The sequence below is a fragment of the Paenibacillus sp. FSL R7-0026 genome (assembly GCF_038004485.1).
In the GTDB taxonomy this organism is placed as follows: Bacteria; Bacillota; Bacilli; order Paenibacillales; family Paenibacillaceae; genus Paenibacillus; species Paenibacillus xylanexedens_A.
On record NZ_JBBORG010000001.1, the window covers coordinates 1900115 to 1921494 of the forward strand.

General features: G+C 45.9%; 22 protein-coding genes and 1 other RNA gene. 16 read left to right on the plus strand and 7 right to left on the minus strand.

Annotation, left to right across the window (positions count from 1 at the left end; all coding sequences use genetic code 11):
- Positions 1-50 precede the first annotated feature (50 nt).
- Together ssrS and MKY44_RS08795 are read left to right on the plus strand one after the other, a co-directional pair.
- Positions 51-242: non-coding RNA, 6S RNA (gene ssrS, locus MKY44_RS08790), on the plus strand.
- Positions 243-424: 182 nt separating this feature from the next.
- Positions 425-817, plus strand: coding sequence for a DUF1499 domain-containing protein (locus tag MKY44_RS08795; RefSeq protein ID WP_017689382.1), 393 nt, complete (start codon positions 425-427; stop codon positions 815-817).
- A gap of 72 nt (positions 818-889) precedes the next feature.
- Here MKY44_RS08795 and tpx read toward each other — a convergent pair whose 3' ends face one another.
- Entirely contained in the window at positions 890-1408 is a 519-nt protein-coding gene (gene tpx / locus MKY44_RS08800) for a thiol peroxidase (RefSeq protein WP_036609653.1), read from the minus strand.
- A gap of 148 nt (positions 1409-1556) precedes the next feature.
- On the opposite strand from tpx, the gene MKY44_RS08805 reads away from it, so the two are divergent.
- Complete coding sequence (locus MKY44_RS08805) at positions 1557-2183, plus strand: rhomboid family intramembrane serine protease (protein ID WP_341006797.1); 627 nt, start codon at positions 1557-1559, stop codon at positions 2181-2183.
- Positions 2184-2252: 69 nt separating this feature from the next.
- Positions 2253-3164: a LysR family transcriptional regulator gene (locus tag MKY44_RS08810; RefSeq protein WP_036609648.1), complete on the plus strand. Its 912-nt coding sequence runs from the start codon at positions 2253-2255 to the stop codon at positions 3162-3164.
- Between the two features lie 43 nt (positions 3165-3207).
- Here MKY44_RS08810 and MKY44_RS08815 read toward each other — a convergent pair whose 3' ends face one another.
- Both MKY44_RS08815 and MKY44_RS08820 read right to left on the minus strand, forming a co-directional pair.
- Positions 3208-3888 (minus strand): zinc metallopeptidase, encoded by a 681-nt coding sequence (locus tag MKY44_RS08815; RefSeq protein WP_036609646.1) that lies wholly within the window; start codon positions 3886-3888, stop codon positions 3208-3210.
- Positions 3889-3916: 28 nt separating this feature from the next.
- Positions 3917-4345 (minus strand): MerR family transcriptional regulator, encoded by a 429-nt coding sequence (locus MKY44_RS08820; protein WP_017689377.1) that lies wholly within the window; start codon positions 4343-4345, stop codon positions 3917-3919.
- 352 nt (positions 4346-4697) lie between these two features.
- Here MKY44_RS08820 and MKY44_RS08825 point away from each other — a divergent pair, with 352 nt between their 5' ends.
- The 3 genes from MKY44_RS08825 to MKY44_RS08835 are packed head-to-tail and all read left to right on the plus strand — an operon-like array spanning position 4698 to position 7959.
- Positions 4698-6098: an ammonium transporter gene (locus tag MKY44_RS08825; protein ID WP_074094452.1), complete on the plus strand. Its 1401-nt coding sequence runs from the start codon at positions 4698-4700 to the stop codon at positions 6096-6098.
- A gap of 41 nt (positions 6099-6139) precedes the next feature.
- Positions 6140-7225, plus strand: a complete 1086-nt coding sequence (locus MKY44_RS08830) for a DUF294 nucleotidyltransferase-like domain-containing protein (protein WP_445670680.1) — start codon at positions 6140-6142, stop codon at positions 7223-7225.
- A complete protein-coding gene (locus tag MKY44_RS08835) occupies positions 7222-7959 on the plus strand; it encodes an exonuclease domain-containing protein (RefSeq protein ID WP_017689374.1) in 738 nt (245 codons plus the stop codon). Before MKY44_RS08830 ends, MKY44_RS08835 begins: the two co-directional genes overlap by 4 nt.
- On the opposite strand, the gene MKY44_RS08840 is transcribed toward MKY44_RS08835, so the two are convergent.
- Positions 7945-8436, minus strand: a complete 492-nt coding sequence (locus tag MKY44_RS08840) for a M67 family metallopeptidase (protein ID WP_341006799.1) — start codon at positions 8434-8436, stop codon at positions 7945-7947. The genes MKY44_RS08835 and MKY44_RS08840 overlap by 15 nt on opposite strands.
- A gap of 225 nt (positions 8437-8661) precedes the next feature.
- Here MKY44_RS08840 and MKY44_RS08845 point away from each other — a divergent pair, with 225 nt between their 5' ends.
- Complete coding sequence (locus MKY44_RS08845) at positions 8662-9213, plus strand: TlpA family protein disulfide reductase (protein ID WP_341006800.1); 552 nt, start codon at positions 8662-8664, stop codon at positions 9211-9213.
- An 82-nt stretch (positions 9214-9295) separates the two neighbouring features.
- On the opposite strand, the gene cimA is transcribed toward MKY44_RS08845, so the two are convergent.
- On the minus strand, positions 9296-10915 hold the full coding sequence (gene cimA / locus MKY44_RS08850; protein ID WP_100529309.1) for a citramalate synthase: 1620 nt from the start codon (positions 10913-10915) through the stop codon (positions 9296-9298).
- 531 nt (positions 10916-11446) lie between these two features.
- On the opposite strand from cimA, the gene MKY44_RS08855 reads away from it, so the two are divergent.
- The 3 genes from MKY44_RS08855 to MKY44_RS08865 all read left to right on the plus strand — a co-directional run bounded on the left by MKY44_RS08855 (position 11447) and on the right by MKY44_RS08865 (position 14771).
- Complete coding sequence (locus MKY44_RS08855) at positions 11447-12748, plus strand: DNA polymerase IV (protein ID WP_341009810.1); 1302 nt, start codon at positions 11447-11449, stop codon at positions 12746-12748.
- Positions 12749-12865: 117 nt separating this feature from the next.
- Positions 12866-13108, plus strand: coding sequence for a ferredoxin (locus MKY44_RS08860; protein WP_091032191.1), 243 nt, complete (start codon positions 12866-12868; stop codon positions 13106-13108).
- A 220-nt stretch (positions 13109-13328) separates the two neighbouring features.
- The gene (locus MKY44_RS08865) at positions 13329-14771 is read left to right on the plus strand and encodes a L,D-transpeptidase family protein (protein ID WP_341006801.1); all 1443 of its coding nucleotides are present in this window, start codon (positions 13329-13331) and stop codon (positions 14769-14771) included.
- A 42-nt stretch (positions 14772-14813) separates the two neighbouring features.
- On the opposite strand, the gene MKY44_RS08870 is transcribed toward MKY44_RS08865, so the two are convergent.
- Positions 14814-14951, minus strand: a complete 138-nt coding sequence (locus MKY44_RS08870; RefSeq protein ID WP_017689367.1) for a hypothetical protein — start codon at positions 14949-14951, stop codon at positions 14814-14816.
- A gap of 255 nt (positions 14952-15206) precedes the next feature.
- Here MKY44_RS08870 and MKY44_RS08875 point away from each other — a divergent pair, with 255 nt between their 5' ends.
- From MKY44_RS08875 to MKY44_RS08885, 3 genes are all read left to right on the plus strand, one after another.
- Complete coding sequence (locus MKY44_RS08875; RefSeq protein WP_017689366.1) at positions 15207-16304, plus strand: quinone-dependent dihydroorotate dehydrogenase; 1098 nt, start codon at positions 15207-15209, stop codon at positions 16302-16304.
- Between the two features lie 135 nt (positions 16305-16439).
- On the plus strand, positions 16440-17255 hold the full coding sequence (locus MKY44_RS08880) for a GTP pyrophosphokinase (protein WP_036609636.1): 816 nt from the start codon (positions 16440-16442) through the stop codon (positions 17253-17255).
- Positions 17242-17724 (plus strand): DUF309 domain-containing protein, encoded by a 483-nt coding sequence (locus tag MKY44_RS08885; RefSeq protein WP_074094460.1) that lies wholly within the window; start codon positions 17242-17244, stop codon positions 17722-17724. The genes MKY44_RS08880 and MKY44_RS08885 overlap by 14 nt, the downstream gene beginning before the upstream one ends.
- Before the next feature lie 218 nt (positions 17725-17942).
- Here the strand turns inward: MKY44_RS08885 and MKY44_RS08890 are convergent, their stop codons facing one another.
- Entirely contained in the window at positions 17943-18491 is a 549-nt protein-coding gene (locus MKY44_RS08890) for a thioredoxin family protein (protein WP_036609632.1), read from the minus strand.
- Between the two features lie 221 nt (positions 18492-18712).
- Here MKY44_RS08890 and MKY44_RS08895 point away from each other — a divergent pair, with 221 nt between their 5' ends.
- Positions 18713-20410, plus strand: coding sequence for an RsmB/NOP family class I SAM-dependent RNA methyltransferase (locus tag MKY44_RS08895; RefSeq protein WP_341006802.1), 1698 nt, complete (start codon positions 18713-18715; stop codon positions 20408-20410).
- On the plus strand, positions 20407-21153 hold the full coding sequence (locus MKY44_RS08900) for a pseudouridine synthase (RefSeq protein WP_341006803.1): 747 nt from the start codon (positions 20407-20409) through the stop codon (positions 21151-21153). Before MKY44_RS08895 ends, MKY44_RS08900 begins: the two co-directional genes overlap by 4 nt.
- Positions 21154-21380: the final 227 nt, after the last annotated feature.

Genomic DNA, 21380 nt, shown 5'->3' on the forward strand with positions numbered 1-21380 from the left:
ACATGATGAATCGCCATTTACTTTTTACACAGTTAGGGATATAATAATTGTACATCCTGCGATGTACGTTTCGGTTATTCGTTGTTTTGAACCAATGATGATGTCTTCGGGAGATCAACACAGAATGTTGCTGAAAAGCCCTGTCTATACGACATGGGGACTTCAAAAAGCATTTTTGCGGTCACCCACCTGCCAAGCAGGTTCATAAGACAATGTAGCCGGACGGCATAGGCGGGTTCCTAAATCTTCATGTACAGCACCCTGACTTTTCCTCTACAAAAGGAATTTCAGGGTGTTTTTAAGTTGTGATGAATGTTTTTGATTGGTTTTATGATAAATATGATGCTTGCCCTTTTGTTACTACTTGAACAATGTTACACTAAGATACATAAATGGAACGGTTACAATCAAAGGAGGAAGGGTCTTGACCTTAAAGAGAACGCTCGTCGGTATCATCCGCAGCATGGAGGGGACCAGCGATCGAGCCAAGGATCCCAAATTAAAAACACGGTATTATAACTTATCCAAAGACAGAGCCTGGGAAGAGGTCTCTTCGACACTCAAAAAGATTCCGGGTTATAAAGTGCTGCATGAAGTGCCTTCTGTTGGAGAAGTTATTCTGGAGAAGCGGACTACCTTTGGACGGACGATGGATATTACAGTTTCCATTATCTCAGTAAGTCCTGTTCGCAGTGCGGTGGATATGTATTCAGCTTCACGTGGTTCACTTGGAGACTTGGGTTCCAATTATCGCACGATTATGAACTTATTCTCTGTTCTGGATAAGAAGCTAAGCAAGTATAAAGCAAATGATTGAAATAGATGATAAATAACAAAAAGCGAGTGAAGGTTAACCTTCCTCGCTTTTGTTCTGAACGTATGGTAACCTCTACAGCAAAGCTTTTACAGCAGCAATCGCTTGTTCGAAGTTAGGGGAGTCTGTCATTTCAGGCAAATACTCCACATATGTAATCCGGTCTTCGGCATCCAAAACAAAAATGGAGCGCATGTCGAGTTGGAATTCTTTGATCAGAACGCCGTAGTCTTCACCGAAAGAACGTGTTTTGTAGTCTGACAATGTAACTACGCGGTCAACACCAGCTGCTCCACACCAACGAGCCTGAGCAAACGGAAGGTCAACGCTTACTGTCAAGACAACAACATTGTCTCCGAGTTCTCCAGCTTCCACGTTGAAACGACGAGTTTGCGCATCGCATACGCCAGTATCCAGGGAAGGAACAACGCTGATTAATTTGATTTTGCCTGCGAAGTCTTTCAGGGAAGCGTCCTCAACCAGGTTCTTGCTCAGTGTAAAATCAGGTGCTTGATCGCCGACTTTCAGTTCGGGTCCGATCAATGTAATAGGGTTGCCTTTAAATGTGGCTGCGCCTGTACGTTCTTGTGTCATAATAATGTTCCTCCTTATAAATTGGTGATCCGTACCAAAATCCATTATAATCTTTTATGAAAGGCATTGTCCAATTCGGGCATGTACCATTACGATGGATCAGAGATGTAAGTCCGATCTGAACAGGGTGGAGTGAAAGAAGAAATTTATGATATTTATTCGCTATGAGAACTGGAAAGGTTATTTGAAGTATTTCCCTTTGACGTCGCTTTTTTTAATTGCCAATGTAGTCATGTTTATTGTGTTAACGGTGAACGGTGGATCAACGAACAATATGGTGCTGCTGAAATTTGGGGCACTTACGAATCATGAACTGTTCGCACAGGAGTGGTGGCGTTACATCACATCCATCTTCCTGCATGCGGGCTTCAGTCATTTATTGTTTAACAGCTTTGCGTTAATCGTATTTGCACCACCGATGGAACGGTTGCTCGGGTCGGTGAGGTATGGTGTATTGTACCTGGGTGGCGGTGTATTGGGTAATATTCTTGCTGTTGCGTGGTATAACTCGGTTGGGAGTATTACCATCTCGGTAGGTGCTTCAGGAGCGATCTATGCTGTCTATGGTGCATTCCTGTATGTAGCGCTGTTCCAGCGAACGATGATGGACGAGGCTTCGCGCAAAACGATGTACACATTGCTTTTGTTCGGAATCATATTCTCCTTCGCCATGTCAGGAATCAACTGGATGGCTCACCTTGGCGGATTGTTGGGTGGATTCTTTATTTACGGACTGTTGATCAGATTGTGGAAACCCCGCAGCTTAAAGCGGTAGTCAGAACGTTCTCAAGATGGAATGCAATCAAGGATAAGTAGGGTATAACAGATTGGAGCGATCAGGCGAGTGGAATTAAGACAGTTGCATTACTTTTTGAAAGTGGCACAGAAGGAACATGTAACACAGGCTGCTGAAGAGTTGCATGTGGCACAGTCGGCGGTGAGTCGTCAGATTCATCAGCTGGAAGAAGAACTGGGCGTGGACCTTTTTATGCAAAAGGGACGAAACCTGCAGTTGACTGCAGTGGGACAGCTTTTTTGCAAACGAATTGAAGGTATATTAAAAGATTTGGACAAGGCAGTCGGGGAAGTTCATGAGTTTCTGGACCCGGAGCATGGGGAGATTCGAATTGGATTTCCGCATAGCCTGGGGATTCATCTCATTCCTTCCGTGGTGGCTGCTTTCCGTCAGCGCTACCCCAACGTGAAATTCAGATTCAAGCAGGGGATGTTCCCTACACTGATTCGTGATGTGTTATCGGGAGAGGTAGACTTGGCATTCATTTCTCCTTTTCCAGAGAAACATGATCAAGTAGATGGCGATATTGTACTCACGGAAGAATTACATGCCATCCTTCCTCCTAATCACCCGTTAGCTGGTGAAGAGACAATTGCGCTTGAACAGCTCAAGGATGATAAATTTGTATTATTCAGCAAAGGTTATTCTCTTCGTCCTATTGTGTGGCATGCCTGTCTGGAAGCTGGTTTTACACCCAAGATCGCTTTTGAAGGGGAAGAGACCGACACCATCCGCGGATTGGTCGCTGCGGGCATGGGGGTTAGTCTGCTGCCTGAGATGGCGTTATTCCAGACGAATCCGTTGCAACCGGCACATGTGGCCATCTCTCATCCTAAAGTAACGCGAACTATCGGGTTAATTCATCGTGCGCATGATAAACTGCCGCTGGTTGCTCAGTCCTTTCGTTCATTCTTGCTTGATTATTTCGGTTTACAACAAAACAATACCCCATCCGATTAACGGTGGGGTATTGTTTTTTGTTTTTGTTGTATTAGGTACCCAATTAATCGCGGCTGTTGAAGATTCCGATGTAACGAATCAACTCAAGCAGTGAGATCAACGCTGCAGCAACGTAAGTCAAGGCTGCGGCATTCAGAACTTTTGCAACACCTTTTTCTTCTTCATTACGGATGTACCCTTCGGATACCATAATCTCTCTAGCGCGATTACTTGCATTGAACTCAACCGGTAAAGTGATGAGTTGGAATGCTACAGTTACGGAGAAGAAGATGATGCCGATACCTACAAGGTTCATGGCATTGAAGATGAATCCTGCAATTAACAGGAATGGAGCTAATCCGGATGCAAAGTTCACAATTGGGAAGATCCGGTGACGCAGTGCCAGCATCGGATAACTTTCTTTATGCTGAATGGCGTGGCCAACTTCGTGACACGCTACCGAAACAGCTGAGATTGAGTTTTCATAATATACTGGTTCTGATAAACGTACAACCCGATTGATCGGATCATAGTGATCAGAGAGCGTGCCGCGTACAGGTTCAATTGGAACATCGTGCAGGCCGTTAGCATCAAGCATCTGGCGAGCGGCATCGTAACCAGTCATTCCGTTCTGGTTCGGTACCTCCGACCAACGTCTAAACGTACCTTTAACGCGAAATTGCGCCCATAAAGAGAGCAAAAAGGCGATAATGATCAATACGAACATACCGTTATTAAAACTCATATTCATTCCTCCGCTTTCTAAGAATAAGCTACATCATGGTGTTCTCAAGCAAGATTTTTAGTGCCTCCATTGTACCGGCACTTTTGGTGAGGAGTCCTGCCATCATTTTACGTGCTTGTACAGGTTTCATCTCTCCAAGTAGCGGTTTGAGTTCGTTAACCTCTCGCTCAAGTTGTTGTACATGAAGCTCCAATGTTGTCAGTTTGCTGGCAACTTGTTCTTCTGTACTAACCAGACGCCACTTCTCAAGAGATTGCTTAATCTCGTCGAGACTATACTTCTCTTGTTTCATCTGTACAATACGTTCAAGCCTCGTTAAAGTTTCATTACTATAGAGACGATAATTTTTTTGTGTACGTTCTTCGGGAGCGATTAGTCCAAGCTTTGTGTAATAATCAATCGTCCGTTCACTAACACCAGCGGTCTTGGCAAGTTCGCCAATCCGAAAAAGTTTCATATCCCCAATGATATTCACCTCGCTTGCAAGTTCAAATGTAGGGAATTGTAGTTTCCACTTGTGAATTTCTAGACTACGCCCAATTTTTCTTACTAATAAGTATGATACATGATCTTTAACCGTACAGTCAAACGTTATGCTTTGGCAATCAGCATACTGCATTTCTATATCTATGTACTCATAGAATGTGATTATGTACTTAAGTGCAAGAAAAAGACGTATGACTTTATTCCCAGAAATAATTTTCAGTTTTGATGAAAATACTCTTGTCAACTTTCCTCTCTTCTGCTTATAATGACATTAAGAGTTTCACGTTATGTGAAGAAACTTAACATAAGAGGGAGTGGGGTATATGAGAAAGAAATGGTTGGTTTCTGTGTTAGTAATGCTCACTTTGTTCGCTTTTCCGGTTAGCGCATTTGCGGCTGCGGAGGGTCCGACTAACATTGAACTTCAAAGTGGTTTGAACTCAGCCTTTACGTTTCTGGCTGTTGTACTCGTGTTCTTGATGCAAGGGGGATTTGCTTTACTCGAAGCGGGTTCAACACGAATGAAGAATGCAGGACACATTGCGGGTAAGACCATCCTGACATTGGGAATTTCAGTTATTGCCTTCTGGGCTTTGGGTTTCGGTCTTGGTTTCGGTAATGGTAACAGCTTCTTTGGAACAACAGGATTCTTCCTGAGTGGTGACAAGATGGCTGCTTCCTTCGAATCACTGGCTTTCTCCGATGTTCCACTGACTATTAAATTCGTATTCCACCTCGCCTTTGCGGCGGTATCACTGGCCATTGCCTGCGGTGGTATGGCTGAACGTGCAAAGATGAGCGTATATATTGTTTTCGGTACTCTTTATACCATTATCATGTATCCGGTTGTTGCTCACTGGGTATGGGGTGGCGGCTGGTTGGCTGAGCTGGGTATGCAAGACTTTGCAGGATCGACGGTTGTTCACTTGACTGGTGCGACTGCAGCATTGGTAGCGACCATCTTGTTGAAACCACGTATTGGTAAATATAACAAAGACGGCAAACCTAACATCATTCCAGGTCACAACCAAGTGTATTCCGTACTCGGGGTTATTATCCTCTGGATCGGTTGGTTCGGATTCAACCCAGGTAGTACATTATCTGCCATGGGGGATGGATTCTTCGGTTATGTCGCGTTGACTACTAACGTAGCTGCTGCAGCCGGTGGTGTTGCTGCACTGTTGATCTCATGGGCAGTACTTGGTAAGTCTGATATTCCTAGCATGTTAAACGGTGTGCTTGCGGCACTCGTTGCGATTACGGGAGCATGTGCATTCGTTGAACCTTGGGCAGCGCTGGTTATCGGTGCTCTGGCGGGTATCATCACATTCTTCACAGCACAGTACTTCGATCGTAAAGGAATTGACGATCCAATCTACGCTTTCTCCGTGCATGGTATTGCTGGTATGTGGGGTGCGATCTCCACAGGTTTGTTCGCTACTCCTGAACTTGCCGAGAATGCGGGTGTAGGTCAAGCAGGTCTGTTCTATGGCGGTGGATTCCACCAATTGGGCGTACAGCTTCTCGGTCTGGCAGGTGCTTTTGCCTTCGTACTGGTCATGTCCTTCATTATTCTGGGCGGAATGAAAGCGATCATGGGCATTCGTGTTACTGAAGAAGAAGAAACAATGGGTCTGGATATCAGTGAGCACGGTACTTACGGATACCCTGAACAAATGAAAAATGTAGATTCTAAATCCAATGGTGGTACGTTCAGCTCCTGAGGTGAATGATGCTGAATCATGCTTCAAGGAGGCTGGACATGATGGAACCCATCTCGTATACAAACTATTCCTGGTCTTATCAGGGAATCGATGGTGCGGTGTCTTCTCAAGAACTGCGCCAGGCACGTGTGATATTACAGAACGAGCTCCAGGAATTGTTGTCCGCTTCCTTGTCGCCGATCGAGTGGTACCAAACGGTAAATGAACTGCATGACCGGATTGCACGGAAAGCAGTAGAGTTATGCATTCAGGGGATGGTTGAGGAAGGCTTCGACCAACCTCCCGTCCCCTATGCCTTTATCGTATTTGGCAGTTCCGGCAGGGAAGAAGCAACGTTATGGAGTGATCAGGATAATGGCATGATCATTAGCGATACTCCGCATGAAGGTAAAGAGGAATATTTTGCTCAGCTCGGACAGCGAATGACGGACATGTTAGAAGAGCTTGGTTATGCCAAGTGCGAAGGCAAAGTCATGTGCTCTGAGCCACTCTGGAGAAAAACGCTGGCGTCATGGAAGCAACAATTAGCAGCTTGGAGCTCTGATCTGAATTGGGAGCCTGTTCGTAATCTGATTATTGCTTCAGACATGCGTTTTGTTGCAGGTGAGCAAAGTCTGACAGAGGAATGGATCACGAGTTTTTATGAACAGTTCAGACTGGTTCCTGAACTTTCGGATGCAGTTCTTCGCAATACGGTTAAACATAAAGCGACATTAAATGTACTTGGACGTGTGGTCACAGAACGATTTGGTGAACATGCAGGTGGATTTGATGTCAAGTATGGTTTGTACATTCCACTGGTGAACAGTGCCCGTTATTTGGCTTTGCAACATGGGATCAAGGAGTCATCTACATTAAAAAGAATGGAGAGACTGACAACACTTGAAGCTGTTCCGTTTACATTACTGGATGCATGCCAGCGGGCCTTCTTAGCCGCTTTGAAGTTTCGCCGAAGTACACCGGTTGTCATCCAAGGGGATTTGCAACATAGCAGCGGGTTCCTGGATGAGAAACAGATGAAACAAAAACAGATTCATTATGAGCTCAGGGATACGCTCGGGTTGGTACGAAGAGTGCATCGTGCTTTGCAAAGACAGTTGCGTTTTGCAGAAAGGAGACGTCCATGAGAGAGCCGGCAAGGGGCAATACAGGATTCTGGAATTCGCTGCGTCAGGGAGGGGTCCCTTCCGCCATCGCTTCCATTATGGGAGCCCCTACGGCGCAACACATGGCGTTTATCCGCTCCATGATGAGAGAACAGCGCAGACCTGAGGTTCTGCATACACCTTTAAATGAGCTGGACGCAGTTGTATTTGATCTGGAAACGACGGGATTTTCGCCCCAGCATGGGGATGAGATTATCTCATTTGGTGCGGTCCGTATACATGGTGGTGTGGTACTGGAAGGGGAGCAGTTCTATACGGTGGTGCAGTCCAAGACCGCGGTTCCGGAACATATTACTGAACTTACAGGTATTACACAGGAGATGACGTTGGACGCACCGACTTTGCTGGAAGGGCTGCATGATTTCATGTCTTTTGTAGGTGGAAATGTTCTGATTGCACACGCAAGTGCGCATGATCGAGCCTTTTTGAATGCAGCTCTGTGGCGGACTTCAAAGGTAAGGCTGACACATCGTTTAATCGATACGATGATGTTGGCCCGCTGGCTTGAACCAAGCAGGCCGGGGTATGGTTTGGATGAATTGCTGGAATCCAGAGGGATTCCGATCTATGGACGTCACCATGCACTGGAAGATTCAAAAATGACTGCACAGTTATGGTCCTGCTACTTGGAGGACATGACTCGTAAAAATGTGGAGACCTTGGGTGATCTGTATACCCAGCTAAGTCACGCATAACGGAACGGGAAGCAGATTGTATGAAGGCACAACGTGTTGTGTCGGATCCTGCGATTCCTTCGAAGATTCAATCAGATAACCGTTCAGATGCATATGAGATCGCGACCCGCTTGTAAGGTCGGGTGAGCCGATGAGGTACATCTGAAGCAAACCGGCGAAGGCTGGAAGAGCTTGGATGTCCTCTAAGGAAGGAACAGGCCTGGTCTGGGGATGAGAATGGAAGATACCAATGAGCTTAGGCTCGGAGAATACGCACCGAATCCATTCGGCATCGTCCAGAGCAAAATGGTGCAGCGGGTCAGGTGCTACGTTACGAATGGGCTGAAACCGACTGATTCGTATACCGCCCGCTGCGGTTTCACCCAGCATAACCCCGCAGGCTTCTTGCGGCAGCGAAAGGAACATGTGCTTTGACATCTGTTGTTCTACGGAAGAAGGGATGTAGAAGGCGTTTTGCTGCCCGTGAAGTGCTGCCATTTGTATTCACCCCTCTCTCTTTGGCTCCTGCTTAGGCAGGAGTCCTTTTTCATTTTATTTTCTGTAATGCGGATTGTAAAATTTTAAAGGAAAAGGGTACAATAATAAAGAGAACATTTGGAATCATGTTCTGGTGAACTATGATAGAGCGTGATAAACACTTAGCATGTGCAGAAATTACGGTTTCAGTTTCAATATGCTAATTATATAAAAGGGTGGCGGGTTATGAAACGAAACATATACATACTCCTTGGTGTTGTCTTGCTGGTTGGTATTGCACTGGCCCAGAATGCGGGTGACGGCATTGCAGCCGTCTTTAAGCAGGAAGAACCGATGCCTACAGAGACGGGACCTCGTGCGGGTCTTCTGGCGCCTGCTTTTTCTCTGACAGCAATGGATGGAAAGACGTACAGTGTGGGCGGTACCAAAGATAAGGCCACGTTCGTCAGTTTCTGGGCATCCTGGTGTGAGCCGTGTAAGCAGGAAGCTCCAGAGCTGAATAGAATGGCCGCGAAATACAAGGATAAGCTTGACATGTATGGGGTTAATGTAACGTCATACGATAAACTCAAAGATGCCAAAGCTTTTGTAGATGAGTACCAACTGACATTCCCTATTCCCTTGGATGAGAAGGGGACTGTGTATGCTCAATACAATGGGGTGGCTTTTCCAACGAATGTTCTGATTGACTCCAGAGGAGTTATACAGGAGATTGTTCTGGGCATATTGCCCGAGAAAGAGTTGGAACGTAAGATTAAAGAGTTAATTGCAAATTAATTTTCTGCAAACAAAGAAGCCTTTGCATCCATGAATCATGGGTACAGAGGCTTCCTTTTTATTTTCCGGGAAATAAGCGTTATTAGTGGTTGCTTATCCCATGAGCAGGAATAGGGAGTGTGCCCGGCTCATCCTGCAATTTTTCTTGAAGCAAAGCATAGCGGAAACTGTGTACAAGAGCTTCCCAACTTGCTTCAATTACGTTCTCGGATACACCGACAGTGTTCCATGTGTTCTCCGTATTTTTGGATTCGATCAATACACGAACTTTGGCAGCTGTAGCATCCTTCTCATCCAGAACACGCACTTTGTAGTCTGACAGATGCATGTTGGCAAGTGAAGGGAAGTATTGCACCAGCGCTTTCCGAAGGGCGTTATCGAGTGCGTTAACCGGACCATTGCCCTCAGCAGCGGTATAAGCGCTTGTTCCAGCGATATTCACTTTGACAAAAGCTTCAGAAACAACGGATTTGCCCGCTGTTTTCTCCACAAGCATTTTGAATGATTCAAACGTGAACAATTCTTTCATGTCACCGTTCGCTTCACGAATTAACAATTCAAGCGAAGCATCTGCGCCTTCGAACTGGTAACCCTGATGTTCCAGATCTTTGATCTTCTCAATAATCTGACGTGAGTTGGCACTGCTTGGATCGAACTCAAGCCCCAGTTCCTGTGCTTTGGATACAATGTTACTTTGTCCGGCAAGTTCTGAAACCAGCACACGCTGTTTGTTGCCGACCAGTTCAGGCACGATGTGTTCATAGGTACGTGAATCCCGCAGGATGGCAGAGACGTGAATTCCACCTTTGTGAGCAAAAGCAGCATTGCCGACATAAGGCTGATTAATCGGCATATTCACATTGGCAATCTCGCTAACATAACGAGCCACGTTTGTAAGTTGTCTCATGGAATCCTCAGTAACACATTCATAGCCAAGTTTCAGTTGCAGGTTCGGGATAATGGATGCGAGATTGGCGTTACCGCAACGCTCTCCATAACCGTTCATCGTTCCTTGCACCTGACGGGCTCCGGCTTGTACAGCGCTGAGTGTGTTGGCCACAGCCAGTTCACAATCATTATGTGTATGGATACCGAGATGTGCATGAGGCAGGCTTCTATGCAGTGTGGATACGATCTCGTGCACCTCGTTTGGCATCGTCCCGCCGTTGGTATCACACATAACGAGCCAGTCCGCTCCAGCCTCGTGAGCCTTGGTCAAGACAGCTTGAGCATACTCCGGGTTATGTTTGAATCCGTCAAAGAAGTGTTCTGCATCAAAGATCACTTCCATACCATTCTGTTTCAGATAGGCGATGGAATCATAGATCATGGACAAGTTTTCTTCCAATGTAGTCTGCAAAGCGGTATGCACATGGAAGTCCCATGATTTACCGACCAAAGTTGCAGCCTGAGCACCAGATTCGATCATGCGTTTCAGGTTGGCGTCTTCACTAGCAACGCTGCCTTTACGGCGGGTACTGCCAAAAGCAACAACCTTTGCGTTCAGGTTTAATTCCTTGACTCTTTTGAAAAACTCAATGTCCTTGGTATTGCTGCCGGGAATTCCGCCTTCAATATAATGGACGCCCAGGTCATCAAGCTTCTTGGCAATTTTGAGTTTGTCGTCTGCCGATAAGCTGACACCCTCCCCTTGTGTGCCGTCACGTAAAGTCGTATCGAAGATGGAAATGGCCTTTGACATGAAGATCCTCCTTTGAGATAAAGCGCTCTTTTAAAAGTTTGGATTGTAAGTTGGGAAAAGCTGTTAAGTACGTTAGTGGACGAATCCTTCGATTCGGCAACGCTACACTGTGTTAAACTCCATGCGCTGATTTGTCCTAAAGTCGTCAATTTGTATAATTAATTATTATAGCACCATTATAGCCAAATGCTACATAGAAATCGCAGTTTCATGTAACAATTAACGGATTTTAGAGAAAAAAGAAGGATGTTAATCATAATTCGGATGTATGTTATAATCTATTATTGAGTTTTAATTGGAATATATGGAAGAAAAGGAGGAGTGATTTTGACTTTTTTATGGGGAAATACGATTATTGCTCTGATCACTTTGATACTTTTTGTGAGTGTAGGCTGGTTAATTATTCGGTCTCTGATCAGATCTCGCAGAAAATAAATCCTCATGACTGAATTAACATAACGGGTTTGATATACTATAGAAGAAAGAAATTCGTTTCATTAATTAGTGTGCAAGAAAGGGCGGGGGTTCATGATGTCTTCAGACGGCAATCCTCCAGCAAATGTGGATCAATATTACCCAGCAGCCGGACGGGTGATTCTGCATGTCGATATGAATGCTTTCTACTGCTCTGTACATGAAGCCGAGGAACCAGATTTATATAGAGAAAAAGCAACGGCCGTTGCGGGCAGCAGTGAACTGCGAAAGGGTGTAATTGTAACCTGCTCATATGCCGCTCGTAATCGAGGCATCTCAACAGGTATGGTCGTGCACCAAGCCATGAAAAAGTGCCCTGATCTCATTGTAATTCGTCCTGATTTCCATTTATATCGTCAATATTCAAGAGCCTTCATGCAGATTGCGTATAGTTATACGCCTCAACTTGAGGCTACATCCATTGATGAATGTTATCTTGATATTACAGGTTCAAGGCAATTCGGGAATCCAATGGAGATTGCGGAGAGTATTCAGCGTAGAATCAAGGATGAATTGGGGCTGCCATGTTCCATTGGTATTGCACCCAACAAATTATTGGCAAAAATGGCTTCGGATCTGAAAAAACCGAATGGTATCTCCATTTTACGCATGAGAGACGTACCCCGGATTCTTTGGCACAGACCATGCAACGAGATGTTTGGCATTGGCAAAAAAACGGCTGAAAAGCTGAAAAAACTGGGCATTGAAACGATTGGTCAATTGGCCAAGTCGGATGAGAACATGTTGACCGAACTATTTGGAGTTAATGGAACATGGCTCAAAAATTCCGCGAATGGCATTAACCATTCCGCAGTTCACGCGGAACGTGAGGCCAATAAATCCATTGGGCATACAACCACTTTACCGGCGGATGTATCGGATATGAATGAGATTCATCGGGTGTTCCTCAATATAAGTGACCAGGTAGCCAGAAGATTGCGCAAGCACGAAATGTTCAGCCAGGGGATTCAGATTACAATCCGCACACCGGATATGAAGACAATCACCCGATCACGTCTAATGGAAGTACCTACGGAGGATGCAACGGTCATATACCGTGAGGCCTGTAAACTATTTGAGAAGCATTGGGGTAGTGGCAAGCCTGTACGCATGCTGGGTGTGACACTCCAAAACCTGATTCCAAGAGAAGAATCCGCTGTACAGATGGACTTGTTCGAATATGAGCAGAAGCCCAAGAAGGACAATCTCATTCGGATTATGGATCAGTTACGTGATAAATTTGGTGAGAATGCTGTTGTGACCGCTGGCATGCTTGGAGATGATCCTTCCGTGCTGCTTCGCAATCATAAAGTGCGCGGTACTTCCCTGCAAAAAGATAACTTGCAAAGTCTTGATTAAATAAGGGATAATAGAGACTTGTGGTTGCAAAATGATTTGTAATTATCCTTACTTTGTATTAATATGTTTCTAGATAAAAACACTGTACGTTTCGAATTTTAGGAGGAGAGAATGTAAATGAGTAAATATACTTGGGTTGAAAAAGACACATGCATCGCATGTGGCGCTTGTGGAGCAACAGCTCCTGACATCTACGATTACGATGATGAAGGTTTGGCAGAAGTTATCTTTGACGGCGATGCTAACCATGGTATCAAAGCTATTCCAGACGACTTGTTTGACGATATGCAGGATGCATGCGATGGCTGCCCTACAGATTCAATCAAAGTAGCGGATGAGCCTTTTAATAAAGAGGGTTAAGTATTTCTTGCATGAACACAGAGCACTTTCTTTTGTCTTTACGACAAGGGAAGGTGCTTTTTTTGTTTTCATTTAACTGTGATCTTATGACCTGTGGATCAAGGACGAACATTGTCGAACCCTCTTTTTTTCCACCGGGTACTCAAGTCCTATGGATTCAACGCCTGGTTATGCCGATATATAATGGTATACGCAAAAAGGCGAAATAGTGGAGGATCGGATGCAGAATACTCATCTAAGAACATATGTCAAGAAACATCCCGACAATAAAATGGCTTGGTACTTGCTTGGAAAGGAGTATTTGGGCGAAGGACAGGAGGCCAAAGCCAATTATTGCTTTCAGCAAGCGGGCGAGGTTTACGAGGCATTTGAACGCAGTAAAGCTCCTGCTGACATCTGGGTAGACTATCAGGAGAAACTGGTGGAGATGTCTGAGCAAAAAGAGAAAAAACAACGTAGACGCAAAATGTGGCTTACGTTGTTCATGCTGCTTGTGCTGGCAGGTCTGCCACCTGCGGACGCTCCGGGTTTCAGTCGTGAAGCGGCCGACGCACTGTCAGCAGCACTGGAATCCACAGATGACATCGAAGCGCCTGTAAAAGCGGATAAACAGGTTGGAACTGCATCCATTGCGCCAAGCAATGTGTTCACTGCTGCGGCATTTGGTGGAGGTAATCATGGCGAGGCTGCGCTCGCAGCTGCCTGGTCCGGGTCTGGCCCAAAAGTAGAGACCTCTGCTGTACTGGGCATGCAAACCTCGGATGACTGGTCTTTATGGAAACGAAATATGCCTGTGAAATACATAGTACAAACCAATACAAGCGGGAAATTGACTGCACAGAGTTATGATGCCAAGCAATGTAACTGTGAACCTCCTGAAATTACACCGAAAATCAAAAAGATGGCCTTGGCGTGGACCGCCAAGCAGGAAGCAGCTGCATCATTATCAAGTGCAATCGTTGCCTATCGCAAAAAAAATGATGCTTGGCCCAAGAGTGTAACGCAAATGGCTCAGCCATTTCCGAACAATATTCTGGGAGAGACTGCGTCAGGGATGACCGAGATGTTTCCGAAGCTGCTAGCTTTGCATCAAGGAAAGGCACAGGAAGGAAAGAACGATTCGAGTGGTAAAGAGAATGGTTCAACGACTTCGAATTCGTCTCAAAGCAAAAATGCCGCTTTTGCAGATACGCTGGGAGGTCAGCCTTTTTTGCAGGAACCGCTGGAGATTGTCATTGATAAGGATAAACATAAACTTGCATTAATCAGTGGGGATACCATTATTCGTATGTATGATGTGGGACTTGGCGGTGATCGCACACCGGAGGGTTCATTTATCATTACAGATAAAGTGGTCAATCCGAATGGACGCTCGAACGGTGAGTTTGGAAGCAGAGGTATGCAGCTCTCAAATACGAATTATGCCATCCACGGGACCAACGAGCCAGACAGTATCGGACTGGATGAATCCCTTGGATGTGTGAGAATGCGTACAGGAGATGTAGAAGAGTTATTCGCTCTTGCTCCGCAAGGCACTCCAGTACGCATTGGAGAAGATGTACTGCCAGATCTGACGCTTGTTCCAGAAGCAAAGCAGCGTTATCAGCATACACTTGTTCCAAAGCAGAATAATCCGAACAAAACGTATCACTGGCTGAATTGATCTGTTTGATATGTAGAATCAGATGGATTCAGCCTGAATCATCTACATGTTGGCAATAATGATAAGAGCACCAATGATGATGATCAAGCCGCCTACACTGGCTGCTGTCCATGCAATGGCTTTGCGATTCACTTCTTCTTTCTTTTGCTGTAATGCAGGTGGTTTACGTTTGGGAGCCATGAGTTATTCCTCCTTATTTGGAATAGAACTGGTGTAGAGTAACCATGCTCTCATTGTAAAGAATTCAACTCGTCATTTCCAGTGGGCGGGTGGATTTCTTGTGAGCATTTTGTATTATTCGATTTGTGCTGTCTATGCGCAAACTACTTTCCTTTTTAATAAGAAACAGATAAACTTGTGAGTAGAGTGTTTTTTTACATATGAAAAGACGGACAACGGCTTTTTGGCGTACCGGACCAGAACGGAGTGAGTGATTTGTTATACAGAAGTCTTGCTAAACCTTTGTTGTTTAAAATGGACCCTGAACAGGCCCATCATCTGATTATTGGCGGTCTTAGTGGCGTGGGTAGCATCCGTCCGGTTCCTTCCGGACTGCGTGTGATGTACGGCGTTCGTGAAACGTCTGATCTGGCTGTTGACATGTTTGGGTGTCATTTCCCTACACCTGTTGGTCTGGCTGCGGGTCTGGACAAAAACGGGCAGGCCGTAACGGGCTTTTCTTCCATCGGATTTGGATTCATGGAAGTGGGAACCGTGACACCACTTGCACAACCAGGTAACGATCAACCACGGCTGTTCCGTTTGCCTCCAGATGAGGCGTTGGTGAACCGAATGGGCTTCAACAATCTTGGTGCGGAAGCCATGGCAGGTGAATTGGCACGTCTACAGGATCGGCGTATTCCAGTGGCTGTTAACATCGGCAAAAATAAGGCTACGTCTAATGAGGAAGCTCACCTGGACTATTCGAAGTGCATTCAGGCACTATACGATTATGCTGATCTATTCGTGGTTAATATCAGTTCACCAAATACACCTGATTTGCGTAATCTGCAACATGGGAATGAATTGAAGGAACTGCTCGCTGCGGTTATGAACGAGATGAACGTGCAGCATGCACGAGCGGGCGGAGCGACCAAATCCGTTCTGGTGAAGATTGCACCGGATGTGAATGATCAGGAACTTGAATATATGGTTCGCACAATTGCAGACAGCGGTGTTGCTGGCATTATTGCAACGAACACAACCATCAGTCGTACAGGACTCTCCCACCAACATGCGAAGGAAACAGGCGGTCTGAGCGGTAAACCTCTACGTGATCGTTCGACGGAGATTATTCGCCAGATCTATCGCCAGACCGAAGGCAAACTTCCGATTATCGGTTCAGGTGGCATTTTCACAAGTGAGGATGCATACGAGAAAATTAAAGCCGGAGCAAGTCTTGTTGAAATATATACAGCATTGATCTATGAAGGACCTGAGGTGAATCGGCGCATTCATGCCGGACTGCGTGAGTTGCTGCGCAAAGACGGTTATCGTCATATCTCTGAAGCGGTTGGTGCGGAACATCGTTAAGAAGGAATGTGAATCCCCGGAATGAAAATATAGAAGCATGGGAAGAGCGTAAAATGGTTCGGGACTCTTCCCCCCGCCAAACATCATGTATAATGGAATAGAACAGGGGACGCTATAGAGACAGGAGGCATAAGCATGGACGGTAGAGACTGGGGTACATTTTTACTTCCTTATGAACAAGCGGTAGAGGAATTGAAAGTCAAGTTTAAGACAATGCGAGCGGAACTGAAGAAACGGGAAGAGTATGCCCCGATTGAATTCGTTACCGGTCGTGTCAAAAAAATATCCAGTATTCTGGAGAAATCCAGACGACTGAATGTGTCGCTTGATGACGTGGAAACAGGCATTGAGGATATTGCAGGTATCCGCATTATGTGCCAGTTCGTGGATGATATCCGCCGGGTTGCCGAGTATATTCGAGGCCGTAAGGATCTCACGGTACTCATTGAGAAAGATTACATTACGAATTTCAAAGAGAGCGGCTACCGAAGCTTCCATATGATTATTGAGTATCCCGTTCAGACGGCTCTGGGACAAAAGAAAGTTCTGGCCGAGATACAGATCCGGACGCTTGCCATGAACTTCTGGGCTACCATTGAACATTCGCTGAGTTACAAGTTTCGCGAAGGGTTACCTGATGAGATGAGAACCAGGCTGAAAAAAACGGCTGAGGCCGCGTTTATACTGGACAACGAGATGTCTGCAATTCGTCTACAGATTTTGGAGGCGCAGAAGGCATTTGAGGATGATTCCAATATCGTGTCAAGAACATTGAATATCATTCATCAATTATACTTCTACCACCTTGTCAGTGAAGCAATTGAAGCACAGAAGCGATTTAACGATTACTGGGAACGGCATGATATGGAAGGGCTCAAAGACTTGCTGGATGACGTGAAGAAACTTCTGAACAACGCCAGAAAGGGCGAAAACCCGGATGAGCATCTATGAGCCACTGTACGTTGACTACCTAATCTACTTCAATCGGGATCAGGATTATTTCGAGTGCCATGAGGTGCTGGAAGAATTGTGGCTTGAACGGAACCGGGATTCTCTCTATAAAGGGTTGTTGCAAATTGCGGTTGGTTTATACCACTTCAGGAATGGCAATCTCCGCGGAGGAACGATGATGTTACAGAGCTCACTTGATCTTCTGGAACCTTATCCTGCTACGATTCTGGGCATTGACCTTGGGGCTTTGGTACGGGATGTACAGGAAATCGTGAAGCAACTGTCCCAATCAGATGTTCAGTCTGTGACTTACAGGGATTTGTCCATACGAATTGTTGATGAGGTCTTAGAACAAGAGATATCTAGAAGATCGCTTGAGCTAAAACCAAATATTCCGCAGCGCCGGAGTCCTACCAGAGGGCGTATATACGAAGAGAAGATGAAGGCGATGGATCAGAGTAAAAGTTGAACCGTAATCAGCGTTAACATTCAAATGAGCATTCCATGGATATGAAGTTCCATGTATATGAAACACCCCGACGATTCCTGTAAAGGGAACGATCGGGGTGTTTTTGAATGTTGCGTCATATTCAGATGGTTGCAGGTGCCACAGTCTGTCCTTCAACAGAACAGTGTCTGGTGATACAAGTACCTGATTGTAGATACTTGTGGGAACGGATCTATCAGTTAGCTTGCCGAAGGAGCGGCACTTCCTTTATATTTTTGGAAAAATTGTTTGTAATCATCCAGTGTGTAGCCTTGGTCACTGCCATTCTCTTTCAGTCCACCAACCATACGGTCTTTCTCGACACCAGCCTCATAATAGACGAGTGTAGGTGTGAACTCGATATTGTAATCGGTCCATCCTGCTTCGAATTCACGCAGATTGAACTGCGGAAGCTCAATACCTTCACTGTCAACTAGCGGCATCAACTGAGGTGTTGTGGCACGGCAGTGCGAGCAGTCGGAAGCAAAGAAATAAACAAAAAAGCTGTCTTTGTTATCGATTTTGGCTTTGAGATCTGTGGGTACAATAATTTGTTGATAGTTGGGATCACTAAGTAGCTCCCGTGTAGCTGGATTAAGCTTGGAAGCAGCGATGCCATAAGCATTTTCCACTGAATCCATCTGTTTCTTGGATTGCTGGTCTACGACAACCAGTGCTGCAATCATAATGATTAAAATACCCAGGAAAATAAGGATCGCAGCACTTTTCTTTTTCTTCTTGGATTTCATTGGACATCCCCCATCGATCATATCGAAATATAGTTTGGGCAAAAATAAAGGTTGGGATTATATGCATAAACACCCGAATTTTTGCTCAGGAATCAATCTACTTGCCATTATACTACATTACACGCTGTAGTGGAATAGATACGATATGATAGGAAAGCAAAGCTTGGATATGATAAAATAAAACGATATTGCAATCTTACCAAGACAGGATGAGTGGGAATATGGGTGTAAAGTTACCTTTGATATTTGCTGAGCGAATGAAAAGTTTGCTGGGTGATGAGTTTGAACAATTTATGAAATCGTATGAACAGTCTCCTCATGCGGGACTGAGAGTGAATACGCTAAAAATATCGATGGAACAATTCGATGAGATTGCTCCGTTTGATCTAAGACCTATTCCGTGGTGTGAGACAGGGTTCTATGTACCTCATGGTGTTAAACCGGGGCTCCACCCTTATTATCATGCAGGCCTGTATTATATACAGGAACCAAGTGCTATGGCACCAGTTGAATTATTGCAGGTGGAGCCTGGAGATCGTGTGCTTGATCTATGTGCTGCTCCGGGAGGGAAAACCACACAGATTGCTGCAAAGCTGCAAGGCAAGGGTGTACTTGTGACGAACGATATCCATGCTGAACGCACAAAAGCACTGGCCAAGAACGTGGAATTGTACGGGGTGCGGAACGCCGTTGTTTTGAATGAGTCGCCAGAGCGGATCGCAAATGCATTTCCTCATTATTTTGACAAAGTATTAATCGATGCGCCTTGTTCAGGTGAAGGTATGTTCCGCAAGGATGAAGACATGGTGAAATCGTGGGAACATCATTCGGTGGAAAAATGTGTGCTCATGCAGCGGGATATCTTGGAGACTGCGGCACGATTGCTGGCCCCGGGAGGAACCATCGTATATTCGACATGTACCTTTGCGCCGGAGGAAAACGAAGCGATGATTGCGGAGTTCCTAAATGTAAACCGTGATTTCGTAGTCATGGACATTCCTGAAGAGACAGGGTTTGCTCCAGGACGTCCGGAATGGGTACGTCAGATGATGCCGGAGAAGGCAGAAGAGACGGAAGCTGTACTGGATCAAACGCGTGGCACCGCAAGATTGTGGCCTCACCTTTTGGAAGGAGAGGGACATTATGTCGCTGTATTGCAGCATCGTGCAGGTCAAGAATTAGAAACAGATCAACCTGGAGTAGTTAAAGAAGGAGCAATGGAGTATGGACAGGTCGTGGATGTGTCCAGGATTGAAGTAGAGGGGAACAAGGATCACTCTATTGCTGCTTCTTCAATTGCTATGACCAAGGCTGATCGTAAAAAGGAACGTTTGTTGCGAATCGAATCCCGAGAGTCCCATGACAGACAGGTTGGTGGCGGCAAGAATTCGGGTAGACAGAGCAAAAAAGGTAAAGATCACGGTGGACGTAAATCGGAACGGGGTCATGGACGCGGAGCCGATTCGGCAAGTATTGATCCGGTTGCGATCTACAGTCAGTTTATGAAAGAACAATTGGAGATTGAGTTAACTGGAGAGACGGTATGTTACGGAGATCGGGTGTATCAATCATCGGTTGGTGCAGCTCGGTTGGAGGGACTGAAAGTCATTCGTCCAGGCTGGTTTATGGGCACGATTAAGAATGGACGATTTGTTCCGTCCCACCCGCTTGCGTGTGCTCTGAATGCATCTGAAGCACGGCGAAGCGTAAATCTGTCATCCGCTGATGGCGAAGCCGTGAGATACCTCAAGGGTGAAACATTAAATATTGAAGAAGAACGAGTGGTGCTCAAGGCAGATACGTTTGCCAAAGGGTACGTTCTTGTATGTGTAGATGGTTATGCCGCTGGCTGGGGAAAATGGCTGGATGGTGTACTGAAGAATGAATATCCGGCAGGCTGGAGGTGGACATCGGTATGAGTGGGAAAGGCAAACAAACGCTGCGTCTGGACAAAATATTAAGCCATATGGGTGTGGGAACACGAAGTGAACTCAAAAAGATGGTGAAACAAGGCAGAATTCATGTGGACGGCAAAGCGATGAAAGACAGTGGTGTACAGGTGAACCCTGAGGTCAACGTTATTGAAGCCGATGGCGAGCGGATTGTGTATCGGGAGATGATCTATCTGATGCTGCATAAACCTCCGGGTGTCGTGTCTGCTACTGAGGATAACAGAGATAAGACGGTGTTGGATTTGCTCCGTAAAGAGGATCGGGTGTTCAATCCTTTTCCTGTGGGACGACTGGATAAGGATACGGAGGGACTGCTCATTCTTACGAATGACGGTCCACTTGCCCATGATCTGTTATCTCCACGCAAACATGTGTCCAAAACCTATGAAGCCCGTGTTCTGGGAAACGTGGATGAAGCGGATGTGCAACGTTTCAAGGCGGGCGTTCAATTGGATGACGGATACGAGACGTTGCCGGCCGAACTGACTATACTTGGTCAAGAAGAAACGGAAGAAGGCACGATCTCGTCGATCTCGCTTATTATTCACGAAGGGAAGTTTCACCAGGTAAAACGTATGTTTCAGGCGGTAGGCAAGCGAGTGATTTATCTGAAACGCGTAGCCATGGGTGAGCTGGAACTAGCTTCCGATCTTGCTATCGGAAGCTATCGTGAACTAACCGCAGATGAGTTGAGCCTTCTGCGGAAGTAAAAGCTCCCGACCTTCGCGAAGCGGAGCAGGGAGTCGTGGAGGGAAGCTAAGCCCCGATACTAACGCCGAAGGCGAAAAGCTCCCGATCTTCACGAAGTGAAGCAGGGAGCCGGGCAGAGAGCGAAGCCCTGCCCGTAATGGTCCCGGTTAAGCTTGGGCGGGACCGCCGCTGACCAGCGGTGTGCCCGGCAACAAGCGTTCCTACGACAACCGTGACATAGCAAGAC